Genomic DNA, 19,611 nt, shown 5'->3' with positions numbered 1-19,611 from the left:
ATGAGACTGAAAGTTATTTTTTTATTAATAGCTCCGCTCATTTTCGGATTTAATGCTGGGCAGGGCGACAACAAACGTAAGCCTGTAGATGAGTCAAAAGAAATAATCGCCTTGATTAAAAAAGCATTTAACAATGTAACATATCGATTGAGCGAAGAAGAATCCGAATGGCGGGAAGCAAAGATCGGTTTGCCTCTTTCGGACGGCAACGAGTTGAGAACAGGTTCAAAATCGTTGGCGGTGGTAATATTCAAAGACGGTTCGGGACTTTTAAGAGTGCGCGAAAATTCAATCCTTCATATCTACGGTGCGTCGGAAGACCGGAAGTTAAACAAGGATGCTTTTATTCAAAGAGGTATGATTGGCTTCGACGTTAACAAGCAGTCCGAAGGCGAAGAATTTCGGTTTACTACTCCAACGGTTGTTGCTTCAATACGAGGAACAAACGGATTTCTTGAATTCGACGAGGACAGTACTTTTACAATGTCGTTGGAATCCGGAATGGCGGACCTCTCTTTCCGCGGACCTCAGGGCGGTACGGGGCAATTGAATCAAGGCAATACGGTTGTTATTACACCCGAGGGCAATTTCCAATTCCGCAGTCAAAATCAGGAAGACATGAATAAAATTAATTTGTCCAAGCAAGCGGCAGTTAAGAAAATTTATATTGAAACTGACGAAGGCACAATCGAAATAGAATACTACGCTCCTGAAGAATAATGAATTATAACAAGGTAATATCCATGTATAAAAAATATTTTATAGCGTTGTTTATGTCGGCGAGCTTTATATATGCTCAGGTCAGTAATTATATTACAGACGTACGGATTAGCCAGGCAATTGAAAATTCTCCCGTAAATATTACCGCCAATTTGGCTTCTTCGGATAATATCTCTTCAATGGAAATTGCATACAGGCAATTCGGTAAAAATGAATTTAATATCAGAGAAATGGAGATCAAAGGAAACTCGGCTTACGCTGATATTGACGGGGAATCGGTGCAAAGCCCGTATATAGAATATTATATTATTATTTATTTGAAAGACGGCTCTACCGAGACCTATCCTGAGGGTGCGCTCGACGGGACGCCGCCGCTTCAAGTTACCGTGCAGGCGCAGTCGGAAAAAGATAAAGATATTTTGGTGCTAAGTCCGGCTCCGGGCGAAAAGCTCACTCCGGAAAATTTTCTCGTTAGTTTGTCTTTTATGAAGGCGTCCGATAAAATTGATATTAAGAAAACAAAATTATTTCTGAATAATGAAGACGTAACTTCAAATGCGCTTGTTGCAGGCGATTTAATTATTCTCGGCTCGGCGAATATCGAATTAAAACCGGGCTATTATACGCTAAAAGCGGAAATATATGATAACGAAGGAAATATCTATCATACAATAGTCCGTAATATTCAGGTGATTTCAAGCGAGAGAATGGCGCAGCTGGAAAATCAGTTCAAGTACAGGGGGAATATACGCGCGGAAACGAGAGCGGAAAACATAAGCGAATCGAGCGCTCAATATTCCAATGTAAATGCGACTATCAACGCTTCGTACGGCGTCTTGAATGTGGACGGAAAACTTTATGTAACTTCGGAAGAGAAAAGCTATCTACAACCTTATAATCGTTTTAGCCTTAAAATTGAGGGCGGCGAAATTTTCGAACTCCATTTGGGCGATACGTATCCCGTGTTTCCGTCGTTGATATTAAACGGCAAGAGGGTGAGAGGAATAAGCGGTGAAATTAATCTGGGTATTTTTAACATTCAAACTTCCTTCGGAGAAATTACTCGCGGAGTTGAAGGTAAACTTATAGAAACATATCAAAAGGAAAATGCTCCTCTGGGCTCGAATGTAATACTGATTGACGAACTCAAATACGGCAATTCCTACGGCAGAGTGGAACTGGGCACGTTCAAAAGAGAAATATTTTCAATACGGCCTTCATTCGGCAGAGGCGAAAATTTCCAATTGGGTTTTTCGTATTTGCACGGTAAGGACGATCCGGGTTCGATTGAGTTCGGAACGCGCCCGAAGGAAAATGCCGTATTCGGCGCCGACTTGATGTTCGCGCTCGACAATAAAAACATTACGTTCAATTCGCAGGTCGCATTCAGTATGAGCAACAATGATATTTCTGCCGGTGAAATAGACGACGCCAGAATCGATTCGGTGTTCGGACCGGGTAAATCGATCGACGTAGACCCCGATCAAATCAGAACCATACGCGATATTCTCGGAAATTTCATTACCGTAAACGAATACATCGGTCCTCTGAATCCCCAAGAATTTGCTTCGCTTGCGGCGGGAACCAACTTAAGCATTAATTATTTCTATAATACCTTGAAAGCTTCGTATATCTACCGCGGCAACGATTTCCAGTCGTTCGGACAGAATTATTTGAGAACGGATATAAGAGGATTTAACATAAGCGACCGTCTGCGTCTCTTGGATAATCAACTTTTCTTGTCTTTGAGCCTCGAAAAGCTGGAGGATAATTTACAAAATACAAAAATAGCTACGACAAATTTCGACAACATTTCAACGTCGATATCTTACTTTCCAAGAATTAATTTCCCGCGTATCACTTTATCTTACAATCTTTACAAAAAGAATAACGGCATAGACGTCTACGACACTCTATATAATCGTTATATGATAAACGATAAGACGAACAGAATATCGCTCGGAGTCTCGTATAATTTCGACTTGTATGTTCGAAACTCGGTTTCTTTTACGATTGTAAATCAAAAAAGGGAAGATGAAACATTATTCAACAATGATCTTACCTATAACTCTATTTCCTTTTCGGTCAACAGTTTTTGGAGCAGAAATCTGACATCCTTGATCCAAATATTATTCAATTCGACGGAGCTTCAAAACGCAACTTACGATTACGTTTCATTTCTCGGACGCGTAAAATATAAAATGCTGGAAGATCGATTACAGCTTGCGTTTTCTTACAATCCGAGTTTCGGGGATTACAAGCGTCATTATGTGGAATTGCTTGCGGATTACAATTTGATCGCCAATTTGTTCGTCGGTTTGCAGGCGAGATTTTTCCATTACCCGGGTAAGTATACCAATTCGATAACCGGTTTATCTGCAAGATTCAGTTTTTAAATGAAGAAAAAGAAAGAGAAAGATTTTTGGGGCGGAATTCTTATTGTGTTTCTTTCCGCTGTCTTATCATTTCTGATTACTAACGTACCGCATTTTGAAATTTCCCCGCTGAAGGAACTCGAATTGCGCCTTATCGACAAGAGATTCCAGGAAAGAGGCGCTATCGATATTAAAGACAGTTCGAATATCATCCTTCTGGAGATAAACCAAAGCGCCTACGATCAAATACCGAAAGAAACGAGAAGATGGCCCTGGCCTCGTTCGGTTTTTGCGCGCGTTGTAAATAATCTTTCGAAAGCCGGCGTCAGGTCGATCGGTATCGATATCAATTTTTCCAATCCGGATTCCTACTCGCCTTCAAATGATTCTTTAATGGCTGAGTCTATAAAACAATCCGGCAGGGTTGTGCTCGCGGGTAAAATCGATATATCGAACGAAAGCAAGCGGAAATCAGGCAAGAGTTTTGTCTCTAAAACAAATTACAATTTGGGCAATATATTTTTTGGAGTGGACAGTTCCATCGGAATAGTACAGGTGCCCTCCGACAACGACGGAGTTTACCGCAGGTATTTCCCTTTCGTCCGCTCGGAAGTAATCGGGAAATCTTTTCCGAGTTTCGGCTTTGCGATAATAAATAAATTCAAGAATTTAAAATACAATTATCCGGTCAAGGATTCTGCCGGATTTTTTATTCTTGACGATATAAAGATTCCCAAATGGGACAGCGAAAGTATGCTGATCAATTTTTACGGGGGCAACGCCACATTCAAAAGAGTTAATCTGATTGACGTTCTCGACGACAAAAATTATAAAACGGAAGACGAAAAATTGCTCGGCGTTGAAATCAATACTTGGGACGATCCGGATATCGGATTGTTGCATTCGGGAATGTTTAAAGATAAAATCGTAATTATCGGGTCTACAATGCCTGAAGACAGAGATCTGCTTCCCGTCTCATTCTCGGCAGGAAAGAAGGGAAGCAACATTATGTACGGCGTGGAATTTCATGCAAATGTTGTTCAAAATATTTTGTGGCGGGATTTTTTATACAAACAATCTGCCGCCGCAGTTTTCATCCTTACGGTTCTCATTTCTTTTCTGGCGTTTATAATGAACGGAGCCGTAAGAAAACTTAACCTGAAAAACAGTATCGTAAACGAAATATTAAATTTCGTCCTTATCGCATGCGGCGTATATATTATCTACAGGTTAGCGGTCTTTATTTTTATCGAGTTACATCTGGTTATGCCGGTGGTCTCTTACTCGCTGGCGGTGGTATTGTCGTATTTTACGACTACCGCGTATAATTTTATTATCGAGCGAAAGCAAAATCTTGTTATTAAAAATATGTTCAGTCAGTATGTAAGCAAGGAAATTGTTACCGAGCTATTGAATAACCCTTCGAAATTAAGACTGGGCGGCGAAAGAAAAGAAATTACGGTAATGTTTAGCGATATAGCCAATTTTACTTCGTTCTCCGAAAAAAAACAGCCTGAAGAGCTGGTCGGATATATCAATGAATTCTTAAACGAGATGAGCGAAATAATAATTGAGCATAAGGGAACGGTCGACAAATATTTGGGCGATGCGATAATGGCATTCTGGGGAGCTCCGGTAGAAATTAAAGACCATGCTTTACTTGCGTGCAATGCCGCATTGAAAATGCAAAAACGCCTTGTTGAATTAAGAAACAATTGGATGTCGGTCGAAGAAATTCCTATTTATATCAGAATCGGAATTAATACAGGCGAAGCGATCGTGGGCAACATCGGCGGCTCGAAGAGATTCGATTATACGGTGCTGGGCGATAACGTAAATCTGGCGTCGAGGCTCGAGGGCGCCAATAAAGCATACGGCACAAATATTATGATTAGCGACTCGACATATGAATTGATTAAAGATCATTTTCTCGTCAGGGAGCTCGACATTATAAGAGTTAAAGGTAAAACGGCGCCTACAAAAATTTATGAATTGATAAGCACAAAGGACGACGCCGAGGCAATGGCTGCATTGGAAAAACTAGATTTTTACTTCCAGGGTTTGACTTTGTATAAAATGCGTAATTTCGAAGCGGCTTGCGATTATTTCCGGAGAGCGTTTGAACAACTCAAAGATTATCCTTCGAGAGTTTATGCGGAACGTTGTGAATTTTATATTTCCAGTCCTCCGCCCGAAGATTGGGACGGCGTATTCGAGCTTACCTCTAAATAATAAACTATTTCGAAGCGTATCTTAAATTGAAAATTGCCGCTGTGAGGAATACGAAATTTGCAAACCATGCGGTCAAAAACGGGTCTAACAATCCGTTCTTTCCGAAAGCCTGACTTACTTTCATGAAAACAAGGTAAATAAACGTAATTAATAAATTGATTCCGAATTGGAGCGCCAGTCCGCCCCTTCTTTTATTTGCGGATATCGGCAAGCCGAAGAGAACCACGACAATACAAGAAAACGCAAATGAGATTCTCGACTGATATTCGATTTCGATGGCAATCGGATTGTTCCCCGTACGCCTTTGTTCGTCGGCGAAATTTCTTAGCTCTTCGAGCGACATTTCTTCGGGCTTGCGCTGTTTTTTTATAACGTCCTCAGGTTTGAAATTCAAACCCGGAAATTCTTTGACTGCAAATCGTCTCACGTTTTCCGTGGTATCACCGAATTCCCTCTCGACGCCGTTATACAGCGTCCATTGATTTTTCAGTGTGTCGAATTTCATCCTGAAAGCGTCGTATCTTTTAGTGATTTTGGTTTCGTCGTCCGGATCGAACTCCTGTATGCTGACCTGGTTTGCCTGATCGTTGGCTACGTCGTAAAGATTGATAGTTACAATTCTGTTCTTCGTATCCTGAAAGTAGATGTTGCTTCCGAAATAAACTATTCCTTTTTTCAGATATGTCTGCTCAATGTAAACTTTGTGTTTGTTTGCCATCGGTACAATGTAGCCGCCGAAATAGACCAGAAGAATCGAAATAAAAAACGACGTGATAATAAAAGGCGTCATAAAGCGATAGAGACTTATGCCCGCCGCTTTAATAGCCGTAAGCTCGTTCAAGTTCGACATTTTACCCGCTGTAAACAAGCTCGCCAATAAAACCGCAACGGGCGTCATGAGTCGTATTATCTCCGGCATGAAGACAATGTAGTATTCAACTATCATGCTCGCATCGACATTCTGGTCGATAAAATCGCCGAGTTTTTCCATCATGTCGATGATTACGAAAATCACCGTGAAGGTAATCAATCCGAATAACACGGATTGCAGAAATTGTTTAATCAGATAGCGGTCAAGAATTTTCATTTTCATCCGGATTATATTTCCAGGATTTGGGCAATATTTTATTAATGAAGTCGAACTTCAGTTCTATTCTTTCTCTTGCGCTTTTGATAGTGAGTATTATTCCTAAAATTCCGAGCAAAATATTGGCGCTCCATATACCCCAGAAAGGGGATAATAAGCCCCGGTCGGAAAGTTTTTCACCGCCGATCAAAAATGTCCAGTAAATCAAAAAGAATACGAGACTTATGCCCGCCGCCATTCCGAAACCGCCTTTACGCGTCATTGTTCCGAGCGGAGCTCCGATCAAAATAAATACAATACAGGCAAACGGCAGAGCATACTTTTTATGAATTTCTACCCAATAACGATTAATCTCTTTTTTATTGTAATCCAGCCGATTTAGAACGTTTCTCAATATGTTTTTGTTATTGTTCAATCTCTGTTTAACTTTGTCAAATAATCTAGCGGCTCCTTTATCCGTAACGGTCGGCGATTCGGTTACTGTAATTTTAGCGATTGTTTTTTCCAGTTCCGATAGATATCTGTTTCTGATTTTCTGAAGACTGTCGACGATCGACAGCATTTGGGGAGCGCCGAGCTCGCGGTCGCCGCGAGGTCCGCCCGGCGTGGATTGTTCGAAAGTAAATTGCTCTGCCGGCATTGCAATTTTATGTCTCTCAAAACGGAGTCGTCTGTACTGATTCCAATTAGAATTGTTGAATTCATGTATTTCCCCTTCATGCAAATCCATAATCAATTTTTTCTGATTGGAGGAAAGATAAATTATACCCGACCTGGCTGTAACAACATTAATCGAGGGAGGATTCGAATAATCATAGATAGTAATGTTTTTCAATATATTGCTTTCCTGGTCGATTTCACGTGCAAGAATAGAATAGTTCGGCACATCCTGCGAAAATACTCCGGGAACAAGCGAAAGCGTCGGTTTCTGGCGCGAGATATCTTCCATTAATAACCGGGCCGCATGGTTTGCATCCGGATAGATATTATTATTGAAATAAACCAGAAACAGGGCTAAAATTAATGAAGCGCCCAATGGAGGCAGTATCATTCTGTAGAGACTCATACCGGTGGCTTTGAGCGCCGCAATTTCGTTATTCTGCGCCATACCTCCGAAAGCCATCAAGGTTGCAACCAACACCGACATTGGAACCACAAGCACTATCATCCATGCAAGGTTATAAACTATCAACTTTGTTATTATCCAGATTCCCAGGCCTTTGCCTACCAACCGGTCGGCGAATTTCATCAAAAACTGTAATAAGAAGATTCCTATTAGAGTAAATATCGAAAATAGAAACGGCGCAAGATGGTTTTTTAATATGTATTTTGTTAATATCATTTGTCGGAAATTTATTGATGTTCAAATTTACCAATAAATAAAGGCAGAATAAAAATTTTTTATCTACTAATTTACTTGAATCCCGAAGTAATGTAAGTTAAATTTGAGTTTATAAGATAACGGGCTCTAAGCCCCTCGCAGAAAAACTACCGGAGGAGTCGTGGAAAATATAATCAAACACTTGAATACGAATTTTGACAATTCTTTGGAAGAATTAAAAGAATACCTGCGTATTCCCAGCATCAGCACATCGCCTGAACATAGTAAAGATATGGTCAAATGCGCTGAATTTCTTGCCAACAAACTGAGAAATATCGGTTTGACTAACGTTGAGGTATTCAGTACGGAAAAACATCCGATAGTTTACGGTCAATGGATCGGCGCTCCGGACAAGCCCACTGTGCTCATTTACGGTCATTACGACGTACAGCCCGTCGATCCGATCGAGAAATGGTCTTTTCCGCCGTTCGAACCGAAGATTGAAAAAGGAAAATTATGGGGGAGGGGAGCAAACGACAATAAAGGTCAACAGTTTGCTCATATCAAAAGCGTCGAAGCTTTCTTTAAGAATTACGGCGCGCCGCCGGTCAATGTTAAATTTTTGATTGAAGGAGAGGAGGAAATCGGCAGCGGCAGTTTGTCCAAATTTATTTCGAAACACAAAGAACTTCTTAAATGCGACGCAATATTAATTTCCGATACGAGCATGTACGCTCCCGGCGTGCCGACGATTACATACGGCTTACGCGGACTCCTTTATATGGAAGTCGAATTTTCCGGACCTAAAGCAGACCTCCATTCGGGTAGTTTCGGCGGCGCAGTCGCCAACCCAGTTAACGAACTCGCAAAGATGATTGCAAAGTTGCACGACAAGAACGGCAGGGTTACGGTGCCGAACTTTTATAAAGACGTACTGAGATTGAGTAAGGCGGAAAAAGAAAATTTCAGGCGTCTGAAATTTTCCGACGCGAAATTTGCAAAGGAATTGGGCGTGAAAGCTTTGGCGGGAGAAAAGGGTTATACGACTTTGGAACGACTATGGGTAAGACCTACTCTCGACTGCAACGGAATTGTAGGAGGTTTTACGGGAGAAGGAGCAAAAACTATTATACCGTCTAAAGCCTCTGCAAAAATAAGCATGCGCCTTGTTCCGAATCAGAATCCACAAAAAATTGCCGCGGATTTTACAAAGTATGTCAAAAGTCTGGCTCCGGAGGGAATAAAAGTTGACGTAAAAATGATTCATTACGGCTATCCTGTAGTAGTGCCGCTGGAAGACAAAGCCGTGCAAACCGCGGCTAAAGCGGTCTCGAAAGCATTCGGTAAAAAAGCCGTTTTTACACGCGAAGGCGGCTCGATTCCTATTGTGGTCGAATTTATGAATCAATTGAAAGCCCCGGCAATCTTAATGGGACTGGGACTTGATACCGACAATATCCATTCGCCGAACGAGCATTTTGAGCTCGCTAATTTAAAAAAAGGTATGATTGCTTCAGCATACTTTTTGAAAGAATTTTCGGAAATGAAAGGATAATGAAGTTAGTAAAATATTTAATCGTTTCGTTGATATTTATTGTCGCTTGCACTTCCGAACAGAGAGAAGGGGAAGACGCTGCGACTTCTTCGGGCAAAGAAAAAGAAATAAGGGAATATAATCTCGAAGTAGAAAAAGAAAGAGCCGAAAACAGGTTCCCGTGCGATACCATAGCGCTCCATGAGTATATTATGGATAATTATCCCCCCGGAACGTATATTCTGCAAAACGAACCTTCTACTATTTACGGAATTCCCAAACCGGCTATAATTTATTTTAAAGACGGGGGAAATTTCATACTGACTTTAATCGTGCGTTCCAAAGAATCCGAAAGGTTCGTCGAAAGAAAAAACGTACAGGGATACGAATCGAGTTTTATCAATCTCGACAGCACCAAACTCGGCACTGCTTTCTTTTATTTGACGCTATTTGAATGCGCCGACAATAACTTCGAGAAAATTTGGGAAGCCGAAGTTCCTATTCACGGCGGCTTCAGTAAAATGTCGATCAAAACTTGGAAACCGAAGAATATTAAATATGTAGAGCTCTTTTATGAAGACGGAATTATTTCGGGACACAGGAAATATAATTTCTTTATGATCGACGGTTGGCGTAAGCCCCCGCATTTACTCGAAACCTACGTCGGAATTGTTCATAAAAGAACGCTTGCCAACATTAATAATGATAAATATCCCGATTATTACGAATACAGATTTATCGAAGACTCGCTCAGAATTCGGGTGCGCGATTCAATACCTTTCTATTGGAACGAAAAAAAACAACTTTACGTTACCAAGGTAAATCCGCGTTGGTTCCGCAAATATTGAGTTAAACTGTAACAAATAACGGCTGCCTATGTTTATTGAGACGGAAAAAAGAAAGATGCCTGAAAATATTAAGGAAGAATATAATTTACTCCGCTACGGCGCAGGAGCCGTAGTCCTCGAAGAAAATATTATTAAACTGACGGGAAAGGACACGCTCGATTTCATTCACAGAGTTTCCACGAACGACGTGAAAGGTTTGATGCCCGGCGCGAAAATAAGAACGCTTTTTTTAAATGATAAGGGAAGATTCGTTGACAGGACGATTTTTCTTTACATAACGGATTTTTTCTGGCTGGTCGGGCAAAACGATCCCGACAAAAAACTGCTGAGCTGGATTAATAAATATATTATTACCGAAGACATAAAAACCGAAGACCTTACAAACGATTATAAAGTGATTACAATTACAGGGCAGCAAAGCGCTTCGTATTTATCTCTGATTTTCGGACAGGAGTTTACTTCTCTCGACGACAAAAATTTGATTGTTACCCAGACGTCGGGATTCGACACAGTATTGTTCCGTTGCGTTGAAAAAGGACAAACTTTTTATAAAGTAATTGTAAAATCAAATCAATACAATCAGTTTGTTGAATACCTAAATGCAAATAAAAGCGTCTTCGATTTCGGATTTGTAAGCGACGAGGCATTCAAATATTATTGCATATTACACGGGTTGCCCGGCAGAAATGAAATTACGTTAGAATTTAATCCGCACGAAGTTGGATTGACTGATGAAATAAGTTTTACCAAAGGGTGTTATATCGGACAGGAAGTTATCGCGCGACTCGACACATACGATAAAGTCCAGAAAAAATTGATCGGAGTGAAAATCGAAGCGAATATGCCGGAAAAGTCTTACGACATCTATAACTCCGGAGAATTTGCAGGAATTATTACAAGCGGCATAAATGTAGACGGCGAATTTTACGGGCTTGCGGTTGTAAAGAAAAAATATCTGGACGACAATCCTCTTTATATTTCTTATGAAGGAAAAGAAGTTGAAATTGCGGTTAGGAATTTTGATTGACAAATGAAAATTTATACAAAAACGGGCGATAAAGGCACGACTTCTTTGCTGGGCGGCGAAAGAGTATTTAAAGACGATCAACGCTTGAATGCTTATGGCACGGTCGACGAATTGAATTCTTTGCTGGGATTGGCTGCCGCCGAAATCGAAAATCCGGAACTTCTCGAGGTTCTGCGCGGTATACAGGCCGAGTTATTTGAAGTTGGAGTAGATCTGGCGACCCCCGCGGATTCAAAAGTTAAAATAGATCGATTCGATACGGCTAAGGCTGAACGACTGGAAAGTTTGATCGACAAATTTGAAGAGCGTTTGCCTGTACTGAAAAATTTCATTTTACCCGGGGGAAGCAGAGCCGGAGCTCTGCTGCATTATGCCAGGACGGTTTGCAGAAGAGCCGAAAGGGAAACGGCTGCTCTGATGAAGACGGTTGAAATAAAGAACCCGGTTTTAGTATATTTGAACCGCCTTTCCGATTTATTATTTGTTCTGGCTCGTTATTGTAATAAAATTGACGGCGCCCCGGAAATTATCTGGAAAAAATAATTTATGGGGGTGATACTGGCTTCGACGGAGCTATACGTTCTTTGAACTGCACACCGTGTTGCCGTAGACACGTAAAACGACGGTAAAAAAAGTAAATGGCGAATATAATTACGCTTTAGCTGCCTAATTAAAAAATGGCAGCCGTTCTTCAAGTCCCCTCGCGCCGGGATTTGAAAGAACGCCGTTCAGGTGCGATAGCCGAGCCGAGTGTCCGTGCAGGCAAGGCGAATTTCTAACGGACTGGTTTCGGGAGGATTTGTCTGTCAATCCGACCGGAACGAGACAAAACAAAGACAGACTATGTGTGTAGACGTTCACTGAAATGTAGCTTCGGACCGGGGTTCGACTCCCCGCACCTCCACCAATTTTTTTATTGCATTTCAAAACATAATTCCCATCCCTGCGTCTAACAATCCAAAAAAAACGGAAGAATATTTTCATGAGATTAATAGGAAATCTTTTATGGATTGTTATAGGCGGGGGAATAGTTCTCTTTGTTGAGTATTTAATCGCGGGATTGTTCTTGTGCGTTACAATTATTGGGATTCCTTTCGGAATACAGGCAATAAAACTGTCTCTTCTTGCATTGCTTCCGTTCGGTAAGGACGTCGTGCAAACCGAGAGAGGAAGCGGATGTATTTCAACTTTTATGAATTTATTGTGGATTGTAACTGGCGGAATAGTAATCTCGATTACTCATTTTATTTTTGCCGTTCTCTGCGCCATAACTATAATCGGCATCCCGTTTGCCAAACAGCATTTGAAACTCGCCTCGCTTTCACTCACTCCGTTCGGACATAGTTTTTCTTAATTTCTCTTTTATAAAATATAATATCCGCTTTGATCGATTTATTAAGCTAAATTGTCCGACTTAATAAATAAATATATTGATTGTTTCCATTAAACTAATTAAGTTAAAAGGTAGTTAGTGTTCGGATGAGCTGACGATTCTGCAGATAAACTTCGTTAATTTTAGTATGGGGATATGATGTGGATTGAGCGGTCAATATCTGTTTTAGCCTCTTTTGTAATTGCGATTCTGCTGTCCGCCATAATAAAAGTAAATCCAAAACAAAATAGTATTGAGAAGCAACTGATTGTCGGACTTGTTTATGGAATTGCCGCCGCAATTTCTTTATTAAACGTATTGAACTTGCCGGGCGGATTGAGGTTTGATGGCTCTGTAGCACTGTTGAGCATTTGCGCTCTCTTTTACGGACCTGTATCTATTATTTTGGCGGGAACTCTCGCGGCGATTGCTTCCTGGTTTGTTGATGGAACATCATTTTATTTAGAAGTAGGAATAGTATTATTTATAGCTGTTTCGGGAATAGTCGCCGATTTTCTTTTTACAAAAAAACAATATAAATACGAGTTTGGAAAACTTTATTTCTATGCGTTTGCAATTCAGGCGGGCATTCTATCGCTTTCTTTTTTTCTTCCCGGCGCTTATAATCGGTTTGTGCCTGCGGCAGTTATCGCTTTAATTTTGTTTCCCCTGATTACTGCTTGCACTGGACTGTTGATTGAGTATGTCGGGAAAAAATACGCTTTCGACAGCGAGTTTGCCGAAAATGAATCGCTTTTCAGAAATATATTCGAGAATTCTGCGGCAGGAATATGTATCGTCGCCCCCGACGGAAAATTTCTGAGTGTAAATAATAAATTCTGCTCTCTCCTTGGTTATGAAAGGGAAGAAATTTTATCTAAAAATTTTTTTGAAGTTACTTATGGCGACGATATTAAAAAAAGCGAAAAAAATCTAAATAAGGCTTTTTGTTACGGAGAACAGGAAATAAGTTTTGAAAAAAGATACGTGCGTAAGGACGGTTCCGTTTTATGGGCCGATGTATCTTCTGTTTTAATAAAAGACGCGCAGGGACTGCCTCTCTATTTTATTACACATCTTATTGATATTACCGAACGTAAAGAAGCGGAAGAAAATCTTCAAAAAGCTCACGATCGTTTGGTCGATGTTCTTGAAAACATGAGCGATGCCTTTGTTTCGCTCGATAAAAATTGGCGTTATACATATATGAACCGAAAAGCCGGGGAAATTTTTAATAGAAATCCCGTCGATATGATTGGTAAACATATCTGGACTGAATTTCCCGAAGGAGTCGGACAACCCTTTCATCTGAATTATGAAAAAGCAATGCGGGAGAAAATATTCATCAAAATGGAAGAATATTATCCCCCGTATGATAAATGGTTCGAAAACAGAATCCAGCCTACCGAAGAGGGAATTGCAATTTTCTTTCAGGATATATCTGAACGGAAAAAAAACGAGGAACAATTAAAGCTGAGAAGCAGGAAACTTGAAAATATAATCAGAGCCACAAATATCGGCTCATGGGAATGGAATATTAAAAGCGGCGAAATAATAGTTAACGAGAGATGGGCTGAAATTATCGGTTATAAATTAGACGAGCTTTTACCAACCACCTATGACACGTTCAAGTGGGCTGCCAATCCGGAAGACCTGCCCAAAATTGAAAATACTTTAAAAGCTCATTTCGAAGGTAAAATCGATTTCTATGAATGCGAATTCCGAATGAAACACAAAAACGGCAATTGGGTATGGGTACTTGACCGCGGTAAAGTAATTGAATGGGACAACGAAGGCAAACCTTTACTGATGTTCGGCTCGCATACAGATATTACCTATAGAAAAATTAGCGAAGAAAAAATATTGAGGAATCGGCAACTGCTAAAACTTTTTATCGAATATTCGCCTGCAGCAATCGCTATGTTCGATAGAAATATGAATTACATTGCCGTAAGCCGCCGCTTTCTCGAAGACTACGAAATTAAGGATAAGAATATTATCGGTAAATCTCATTACGAGGTCTTTCCGGAAATACCGGACCACTGGAAAAAATTTTATCAGAGGTGCCTGAAGGGAACTGTAGAAAAATCGGAAGAAGAACCTTTCCCGCGGCTCGACGGTAAGGTCGATTGGATTAAATGGGAAATTCACCCGTGGTACGAACTCCACGGCGAAATAGGCGGCATTATTCTTTTTTCGGAAGTTATCACTTACAGAAAAAAAGCTCAGGATGAAATAAAAAGACTTCATCGGCGTCTTCTTAAAGCAGGAGAAATAGCCAGTTTCGGATTCATCGACTGGGATTTGACGACTAACGAACTTTATCTGTCGCCCGAAATCAACCGAATCTACGGCGTTCCGGAAGACACGGTTAATGTTGCCGAATTCATTAATAAAGTTGTTCATCCCGACGACATCGACATGGTAAATCAAAATCTGGAATTGGCTGCCAAAGGAATTAAGGACTATAACATCGATCACAGGATTATTCGACCCGACGGAAAAATTGTTTGGCTTAATAACAGAGCCGAATTGATTAAGGATGAAAACGGCAAACCGGTAAGACTGCTAGGCACAGTACTCGATATAACAGACAGGAAACTTGCCGAAGAAAAAATTAAACAGCTTAATCTCGAACTCGAAATAAAAGTGAAAGAAAGAACAGCCGAACTTGAAAACGCCAATAAAGAACTCGAAGCCTTTTCCTATTCGGTATCTCACGACCTGAGGGCGCCTTTAAGGGCAATCGACGGGTTTTCCAAAATATTAATTGAGGATTATTCTACGGCGCTGGACGAGGAGGGTTTGAGAATTTTGAACGTCGTAAGAGATAACACAAAAAAAATGAGCCAACTTATCGACGATATCCTGGCTTTTTCGAGAGTAAGCAGGCACCAATTGAAAAAAACGAGAATTGATATGCAAACCCTCGTAAATTCAATTTACTACGAACTGACGTCCGAATGGGAGAGGGCAAATATAACTTTAAATATCTACGATATGCCCGATGCACACGGAGATCCTACAATGATGCGTCAATTGTGGTCAAATCTTATTTCCAATGCAATTAAATTCTCTTCTAAAAAGGATAATCCCGTTATTGAAATCGGAAGCATGCCCGACAAAGATAGAATTGTTTACTGGATAAAAGACAACGGCGCAGGATTCGAGATGAAGTATTACAATAAACTTTTCGGAGTCTTTCAGCGCTTGCATACCGAGACGGAATTTTCCGGCACCGGAGTAGGGCTTGCAATTGCAAAGCGAATTGTTAGCCGGCACGACGGCGATATGTGGGCTGAATCGGAGCCGGGGAAAGGGTCAACGTTTTATTTCTATCTCGGATAAATCAGAAAAAAAATTATTAGGGAGGGAAAAAATGGATGCGCAACCTGTTGATATCCTGCTTATCGAGGATAATCAGAATGATATAGAACTTACTCTGAGAGCGCTAAAAAAGAACGGCATTGCCAATCACATTTACGTAGTTAATGACGGCGAGGAAGCTCTCGATTTTCTCTATTGCAGGAATAAATACGCGAAAAGGAATCCCAATAACACCCCAAAAATTATTCTGCTCGATCTTAAACTGCCCAAGGTAGACGGACTCGAAGTTCTTAAAGCTTTGAAAAGCGACCCGGATAAAAAAATTATTCCGGTTATCGTAATGACTTCTTCCGACCAGGAAAAAGATATGATAGAAAGCTATAAGCTAGGCGTCAACAGCTATATCAAAAAACCGGTCGATTTCGAACAGTTTGTAGAATCGGTTAGGCAGGTCGGAATGTACTGGCTGCTTCTGAACAGGCTTCCGTCCGATTAATAAACTAATGACAGTTTAAGTATGTTATATATAAACCTCATTGCTTCTCCTAATTGACGGTGTCTTTTTATAACCGAGGCAAAAATGCAAAAAAAAATAAAAATTCTTTTTATTGAAGATTTACCTACCGATGTGGAACTAGCGGAACGAACGCTTAAAAAAGCCGGCTTATCTTTTATTTATCGGACTGTTGAAACGGAAAGAGAGTACAGAAAAGAACTTAAAGAGTTCGCGCCGGATATTATTATCTCCGATTATAAAATGCCTAATTTCGATGGAATGAACGCGCTTAAAATTGCTATTAAAGAAACTCCGGCGACGCCTTTTATTGTTTTGACTGGCTCTATGAACGAAGAGATTGCTGTCGAATGCATGAAACAAGGGGCTTGGGATTATGTGATAAAGGAAAATATTATTCGTCTTCCTTTTGCGGTCAGCGAGGCGCTGAAACTGAAAGAAATTAAGCTGGAAAAAATTGCCGCCGAAGAAAAACTGAAAGAAAGCGAAGAAAAATATCGCGCGGCGTTTCTTACAAGTCCCGACGCAGTAAATATTAATAAGCTCGACGGCGCTTACGTCGATATTAACCGGGGTTTTACCAGGCTAACCGGATACACGAAAGAGAATGTTATCGGTAAACTATCCTCCGAAATTGATATATGGGCTATTCCTTCCGACCGGGAAAAGTTAATTGACGGATTAAAAAAATACGGATACGTATCTAATCTGGAGTCGATTTTCCGATGCAAGGACGGAAGCCTGAAAACAGCTCTTATGTCCGCTTCCTTAATCACTATTAACGGCGAACCGCATATCCTTTCGATTACCAGAGACATTACAGAAGCCAAAAAAACTCAGATGCTGCTTGCAGAAAGCGAGGAAAAATTCAGACGACTAGTTATGGACGACCTTACCGGAGATTTTATCTCGACTCCGGAAGGTAAATTTATTCTGGTCAATCCGGCTTTGGCAAATATACTCGGTTTCGATTCGATGGATGAATTGATGCAAACCAATTTGTTGTCGTTATACAAAAATCCGGAAGACCGATTCAAACTTCTTAATGAATTGAAAGCCAAAAAGAAATTGGAAAACTACGAAATTACCGTTCTAAGGAAGGACGGTAAGGAAATAAATGTAGTGGAAAACATTGTCGGAGAATTTGACGATAAAGGAAATTTAATACAGCTTAAAGGATATCTCTACGATATTACAGAACGAAAAAAATCCGAAAGAGAGATTAAAAAATTAAATCGGGTTTATGCCGTTCTGAGCAGTATTAACGAAGTTATCGTTCGTGTGAAAGACAAGCAGATTTTACTAGAGGAAGCGTGCCGTATCGCTGTCGAAAAAGGCAACTTCAAGTTAGCCTGGGTGGGCATCCGAGAAGAAAAAAACAACAAAGTGATACCCGTCGCCTTTGCAGGGGATTCCAAAGACTACCTCGATAGTCTGTCTATAAATCTTAATGACGATAAGGAAAAACAAGGACCCTTCGGGAGGGTTATAGACAAAGGAGTAAGAGCTATTGTAAATAATATTGCCGAAGATTTATCTATGCTGCCCTGGAGAGAAAAAGCTTTGAAAAGCGGCTATAATTCCGTCGGCTCTTTCCCAATCAAAATATTCGGTAAAACAATCGGCGCATTCAATATCTACGCCGCCGAAACGGATTTTTTTGACGAAGCAGAATTAAAACTTTTTGACGAATTGGCTGAGGATATTTCTTTTGCCGTCGAATATATCGAAACCGAAACAAGTAAAAAGAAATACGAAGAATCTCTTCGCGAAAGCGAATCGAAAAACAGAGCTATTCTGGATGCAATTCCCGATATGGTTTTTCTAATCGACGCAAAAGGCAACTTTATCGATTACAAAGCTCCTTCGGACAGCGACTTATACACAAGACGGAATAATATTATTGGAAAGAATCTAAAAGATATATTGCCGAAGGAAGTCTCCGAAATGATATTCCGTAACATTGAAAAAACGCTTGAACTCGGAACCATTCAGACATTCGAATACGCGCTGACGCTGGCAGGCAGCGTTCAGTATTATGAAGCGCGTATGGCTTGCAGCGATAAGGAAAACCTGGTCGTTGTTGTGAGAAATATTACGGATAGAAAAAGGTCGGAAGAAGAATTACGTAAATTGCTTCGCGCCGTCGAGCAAAGCCCCGCATCAGTTGTTATTACCGACACAAACGGATTTATCCAATATGTTAACGAAAAATTCTGCGAAGTAACCGGCTACGAAAAAGAAGAAGTAATCGGACTTAAACCCAATGTTCTAAAATCAGGCTATCACGATTCTTTTTTTTATGAAAATTTGTGGAATACAATTTTAAGCGGCGAAGAATGGCACGGCGAAATACTGAACAAAAAGAAAAACGGGGAACTCTATTGGGAATCGGCTTCGATTTCTCCAGTATTCGATAACAATGAAAATATTACTCACTTTGTAGCCGTCAAAGAAGATATTACGGAAAAGAAAAAAATGGTTGAAGAATTAATTAAAGCCAAAGAAGAAGCGGAAGTTTCTGAAAAAATTAAGACAGAATTCCTTTCCCAGATGTCGCATGAAATAAGAACTCCGATAAATGTGATTATCGGAAATCTTAGCCTTATCAGGGAAGACTTATGCAACCAGATTGACGCAACGGCATGCGAGCTCTTTGACGGTATTGACCTTTCGGTTAAACGCATTATGCGTACTATCGACCTGATACTTAACATGTCCGAAATACAGACAAATTCTTATAAACCGATTTTTAGAACAATAGATTTGAAAACGGATATTCTTAATAAAATAATTGAAGAATTCAAAACACAGGCAAAAAATAAAAATCTCGGGCTCTATCTCGATTGTTTGGTTGAGGATACAAAACTTATCGGTGACGAGTACAGCATTACTCAGATCTTTGCAAATTTAATGGATAATGCAATCAAATATACGCATAAAGGGAAAATCGATATTATAATCGACAGAAATTACGAAGGCGAATTGACAGCGCAAGTAAGAGATACGGGAATCGGAATGAGCCGGGAGTTTATTGCCGATATCTTTAAGCCTTTTACTCAGGAAGAAAGGGGATATACCAGAACTTACGAAGGGAACGGTTTAGGACTGGCTCTGGTTAAAAGATATTGCGAAATCAACAATATATCGATCGAAGTAGAAAGTGAAAAAGGGAAAGGTTCCCTTTTCAGATTGGTATTTAAAAAGAAACCCGTTCTTCTATAAACCGAACGGGTTTCCTTGGGGAGGCCATG

13 protein-coding genes and 1 other RNA gene are annotated in these 19,611 nt (G+C 40.3%); 12 read left to right on the top strand and 2 right to left on the bottom strand.

The window, feature by feature from the left end:
* From ACOYVE_RS07330 to ACOYVE_RS07320, 3 genes are read left to right on the top strand one after another with little or no spacing between them, the layout of a single operon-like run.
* Window positions 1-720: a FecR family protein gene (locus ACOYVE_RS07330; protein WP_014854937.1), complete on the top strand. Its 720-nt coding sequence runs from the start codon at window positions 1-3 to the stop codon at window positions 718-720.
* The gene (locus tag ACOYVE_RS07325) at window positions 720-3,116 is read left to right on the top strand and encodes a hypothetical protein (protein ID WP_041355694.1); all 2,397 of its coding nucleotides are present in this window, start codon (window positions 720-722) and stop codon (window positions 3,114-3,116) included. Before ACOYVE_RS07330 ends, ACOYVE_RS07325 begins: the two co-directional genes overlap by 1 nt.
* The gene (locus tag ACOYVE_RS07320; RefSeq protein ID WP_014854935.1) at window positions 3,117-5,327 is read left to right on the top strand and encodes a CHASE2 domain-containing protein; all 2,211 of its coding nucleotides are present in this window, start codon (window positions 3,117-3,119) and stop codon (window positions 5,325-5,327) included. It abuts the gene before it with no gap.
* A gap of 4 nt (window positions 5,328-5,331) precedes the next feature.
* Here ACOYVE_RS07320 and lptG read toward each other — a convergent pair whose 3' ends face one another.
* Window positions 5,332-6,414 (bottom strand): LPS export ABC transporter permease LptG, encoded by a 1,083-nt coding sequence (gene lptG, locus ACOYVE_RS07315; protein ID WP_226990962.1) that lies wholly within the window; start codon window positions 6,412-6,414, stop codon window positions 5,332-5,334.
* Window positions 6,401-7,756, bottom strand: a complete 1,356-nt coding sequence (locus ACOYVE_RS07310; RefSeq protein ID WP_014854933.1) for an LptF/LptG family permease — start codon at window positions 7,754-7,756, stop codon at window positions 6,401-6,403. The genes lptG and ACOYVE_RS07310 overlap by 14 nt, the downstream gene beginning before the upstream one ends.
* 160 nt (window positions 7,757-7,916) lie before the next feature.
* On the opposite strand from ACOYVE_RS07310, the gene ACOYVE_RS07305 reads away from it, so the two are divergent.
* The 9 genes from ACOYVE_RS07305 (at window position 7,917) to ACOYVE_RS07265 (ending at window position 19,582) form a co-directional block, all read left to right on the top strand.
* Window positions 7,917-9,290 carry a dipeptidase gene (locus ACOYVE_RS07305; RefSeq protein ID WP_014854932.1) on the top strand — a complete coding sequence of 458 codons (1,374 nt, stop codon included), beginning with the start codon at window positions 7,917-7,919 and terminating at the stop codon, window positions 9,288-9,290.
* Window positions 9,290-10,117, top strand: a complete 828-nt coding sequence (locus tag ACOYVE_RS07300; protein WP_014854931.1) for a hypothetical protein — start codon at window positions 9,290-9,292, stop codon at window positions 10,115-10,117. The genes ACOYVE_RS07305 and ACOYVE_RS07300 overlap by 1 nt, the downstream gene beginning before the upstream one ends.
* Before the next feature lie 55 nt (window positions 10,118-10,172).
* Window positions 10,173-11,144: a YgfZ/GcvT domain-containing protein gene (locus tag ACOYVE_RS07295; RefSeq protein ID WP_157867276.1), complete on the top strand. Its 972-nt coding sequence runs from the start codon at window positions 10,173-10,175 to the stop codon at window positions 11,142-11,144.
* Between the two features lie 3 nt (window positions 11,145-11,147).
* A complete protein-coding gene (locus tag ACOYVE_RS07290; protein ID WP_014854929.1) occupies window positions 11,148-11,687 on the top strand; it encodes a cob(I)yrinic acid a,c-diamide adenosyltransferase in 540 nt (179 codons plus the stop codon).
* Between the two features lie 5 nt (window positions 11,688-11,692).
* Window positions 11,693-12,051, top strand: a transfer-messenger RNA (tmRNA) gene (gene ssrA, locus ACOYVE_RS07285).
* 75 nt (window positions 12,052-12,126) lie between these two features.
* Window positions 12,127-12,498 (top strand): YccF domain-containing protein, encoded by a 372-nt coding sequence (locus ACOYVE_RS07280; protein WP_014854928.1) that lies wholly within the window; start codon window positions 12,127-12,129, stop codon window positions 12,496-12,498.
* A gap of 174 nt (window positions 12,499-12,672) precedes the next feature.
* Window positions 12,673-15,864, top strand: coding sequence for a PAS domain S-box protein (locus ACOYVE_RS07275; RefSeq protein WP_081489428.1), 3,192 nt, complete (start codon window positions 12,673-12,675; stop codon window positions 15,862-15,864).
* Window positions 15,865-15,895: 31 nt separating this feature from the next.
* Window positions 15,896-16,339, top strand: a complete 444-nt coding sequence (locus ACOYVE_RS07270; RefSeq protein WP_014854926.1) for a response regulator — start codon at window positions 15,896-15,898, stop codon at window positions 16,337-16,339.
* Between the two features lie 84 nt (window positions 16,340-16,423).
* A complete protein-coding gene (locus ACOYVE_RS07265; RefSeq protein WP_422881425.1) occupies window positions 16,424-19,582 on the top strand; it encodes a PAS domain S-box protein in 3,159 nt (1,052 codons plus the stop codon).
* The last annotated feature ends 29 nt before the right edge of the window (window positions 19,583-19,611 follow it).

It is taken from the genome of Melioribacter sp. (genome assembly GCF_049325435.1).
GTDB classification, from domain to species: Bacteria; Bacteroidota; Ignavibacteria; order Ignavibacteriales; family Melioribacteraceae; genus Melioribacter; species Melioribacter roseus.
This window is presented reverse-complemented; position numbering and strand designations above follow the sequence as displayed.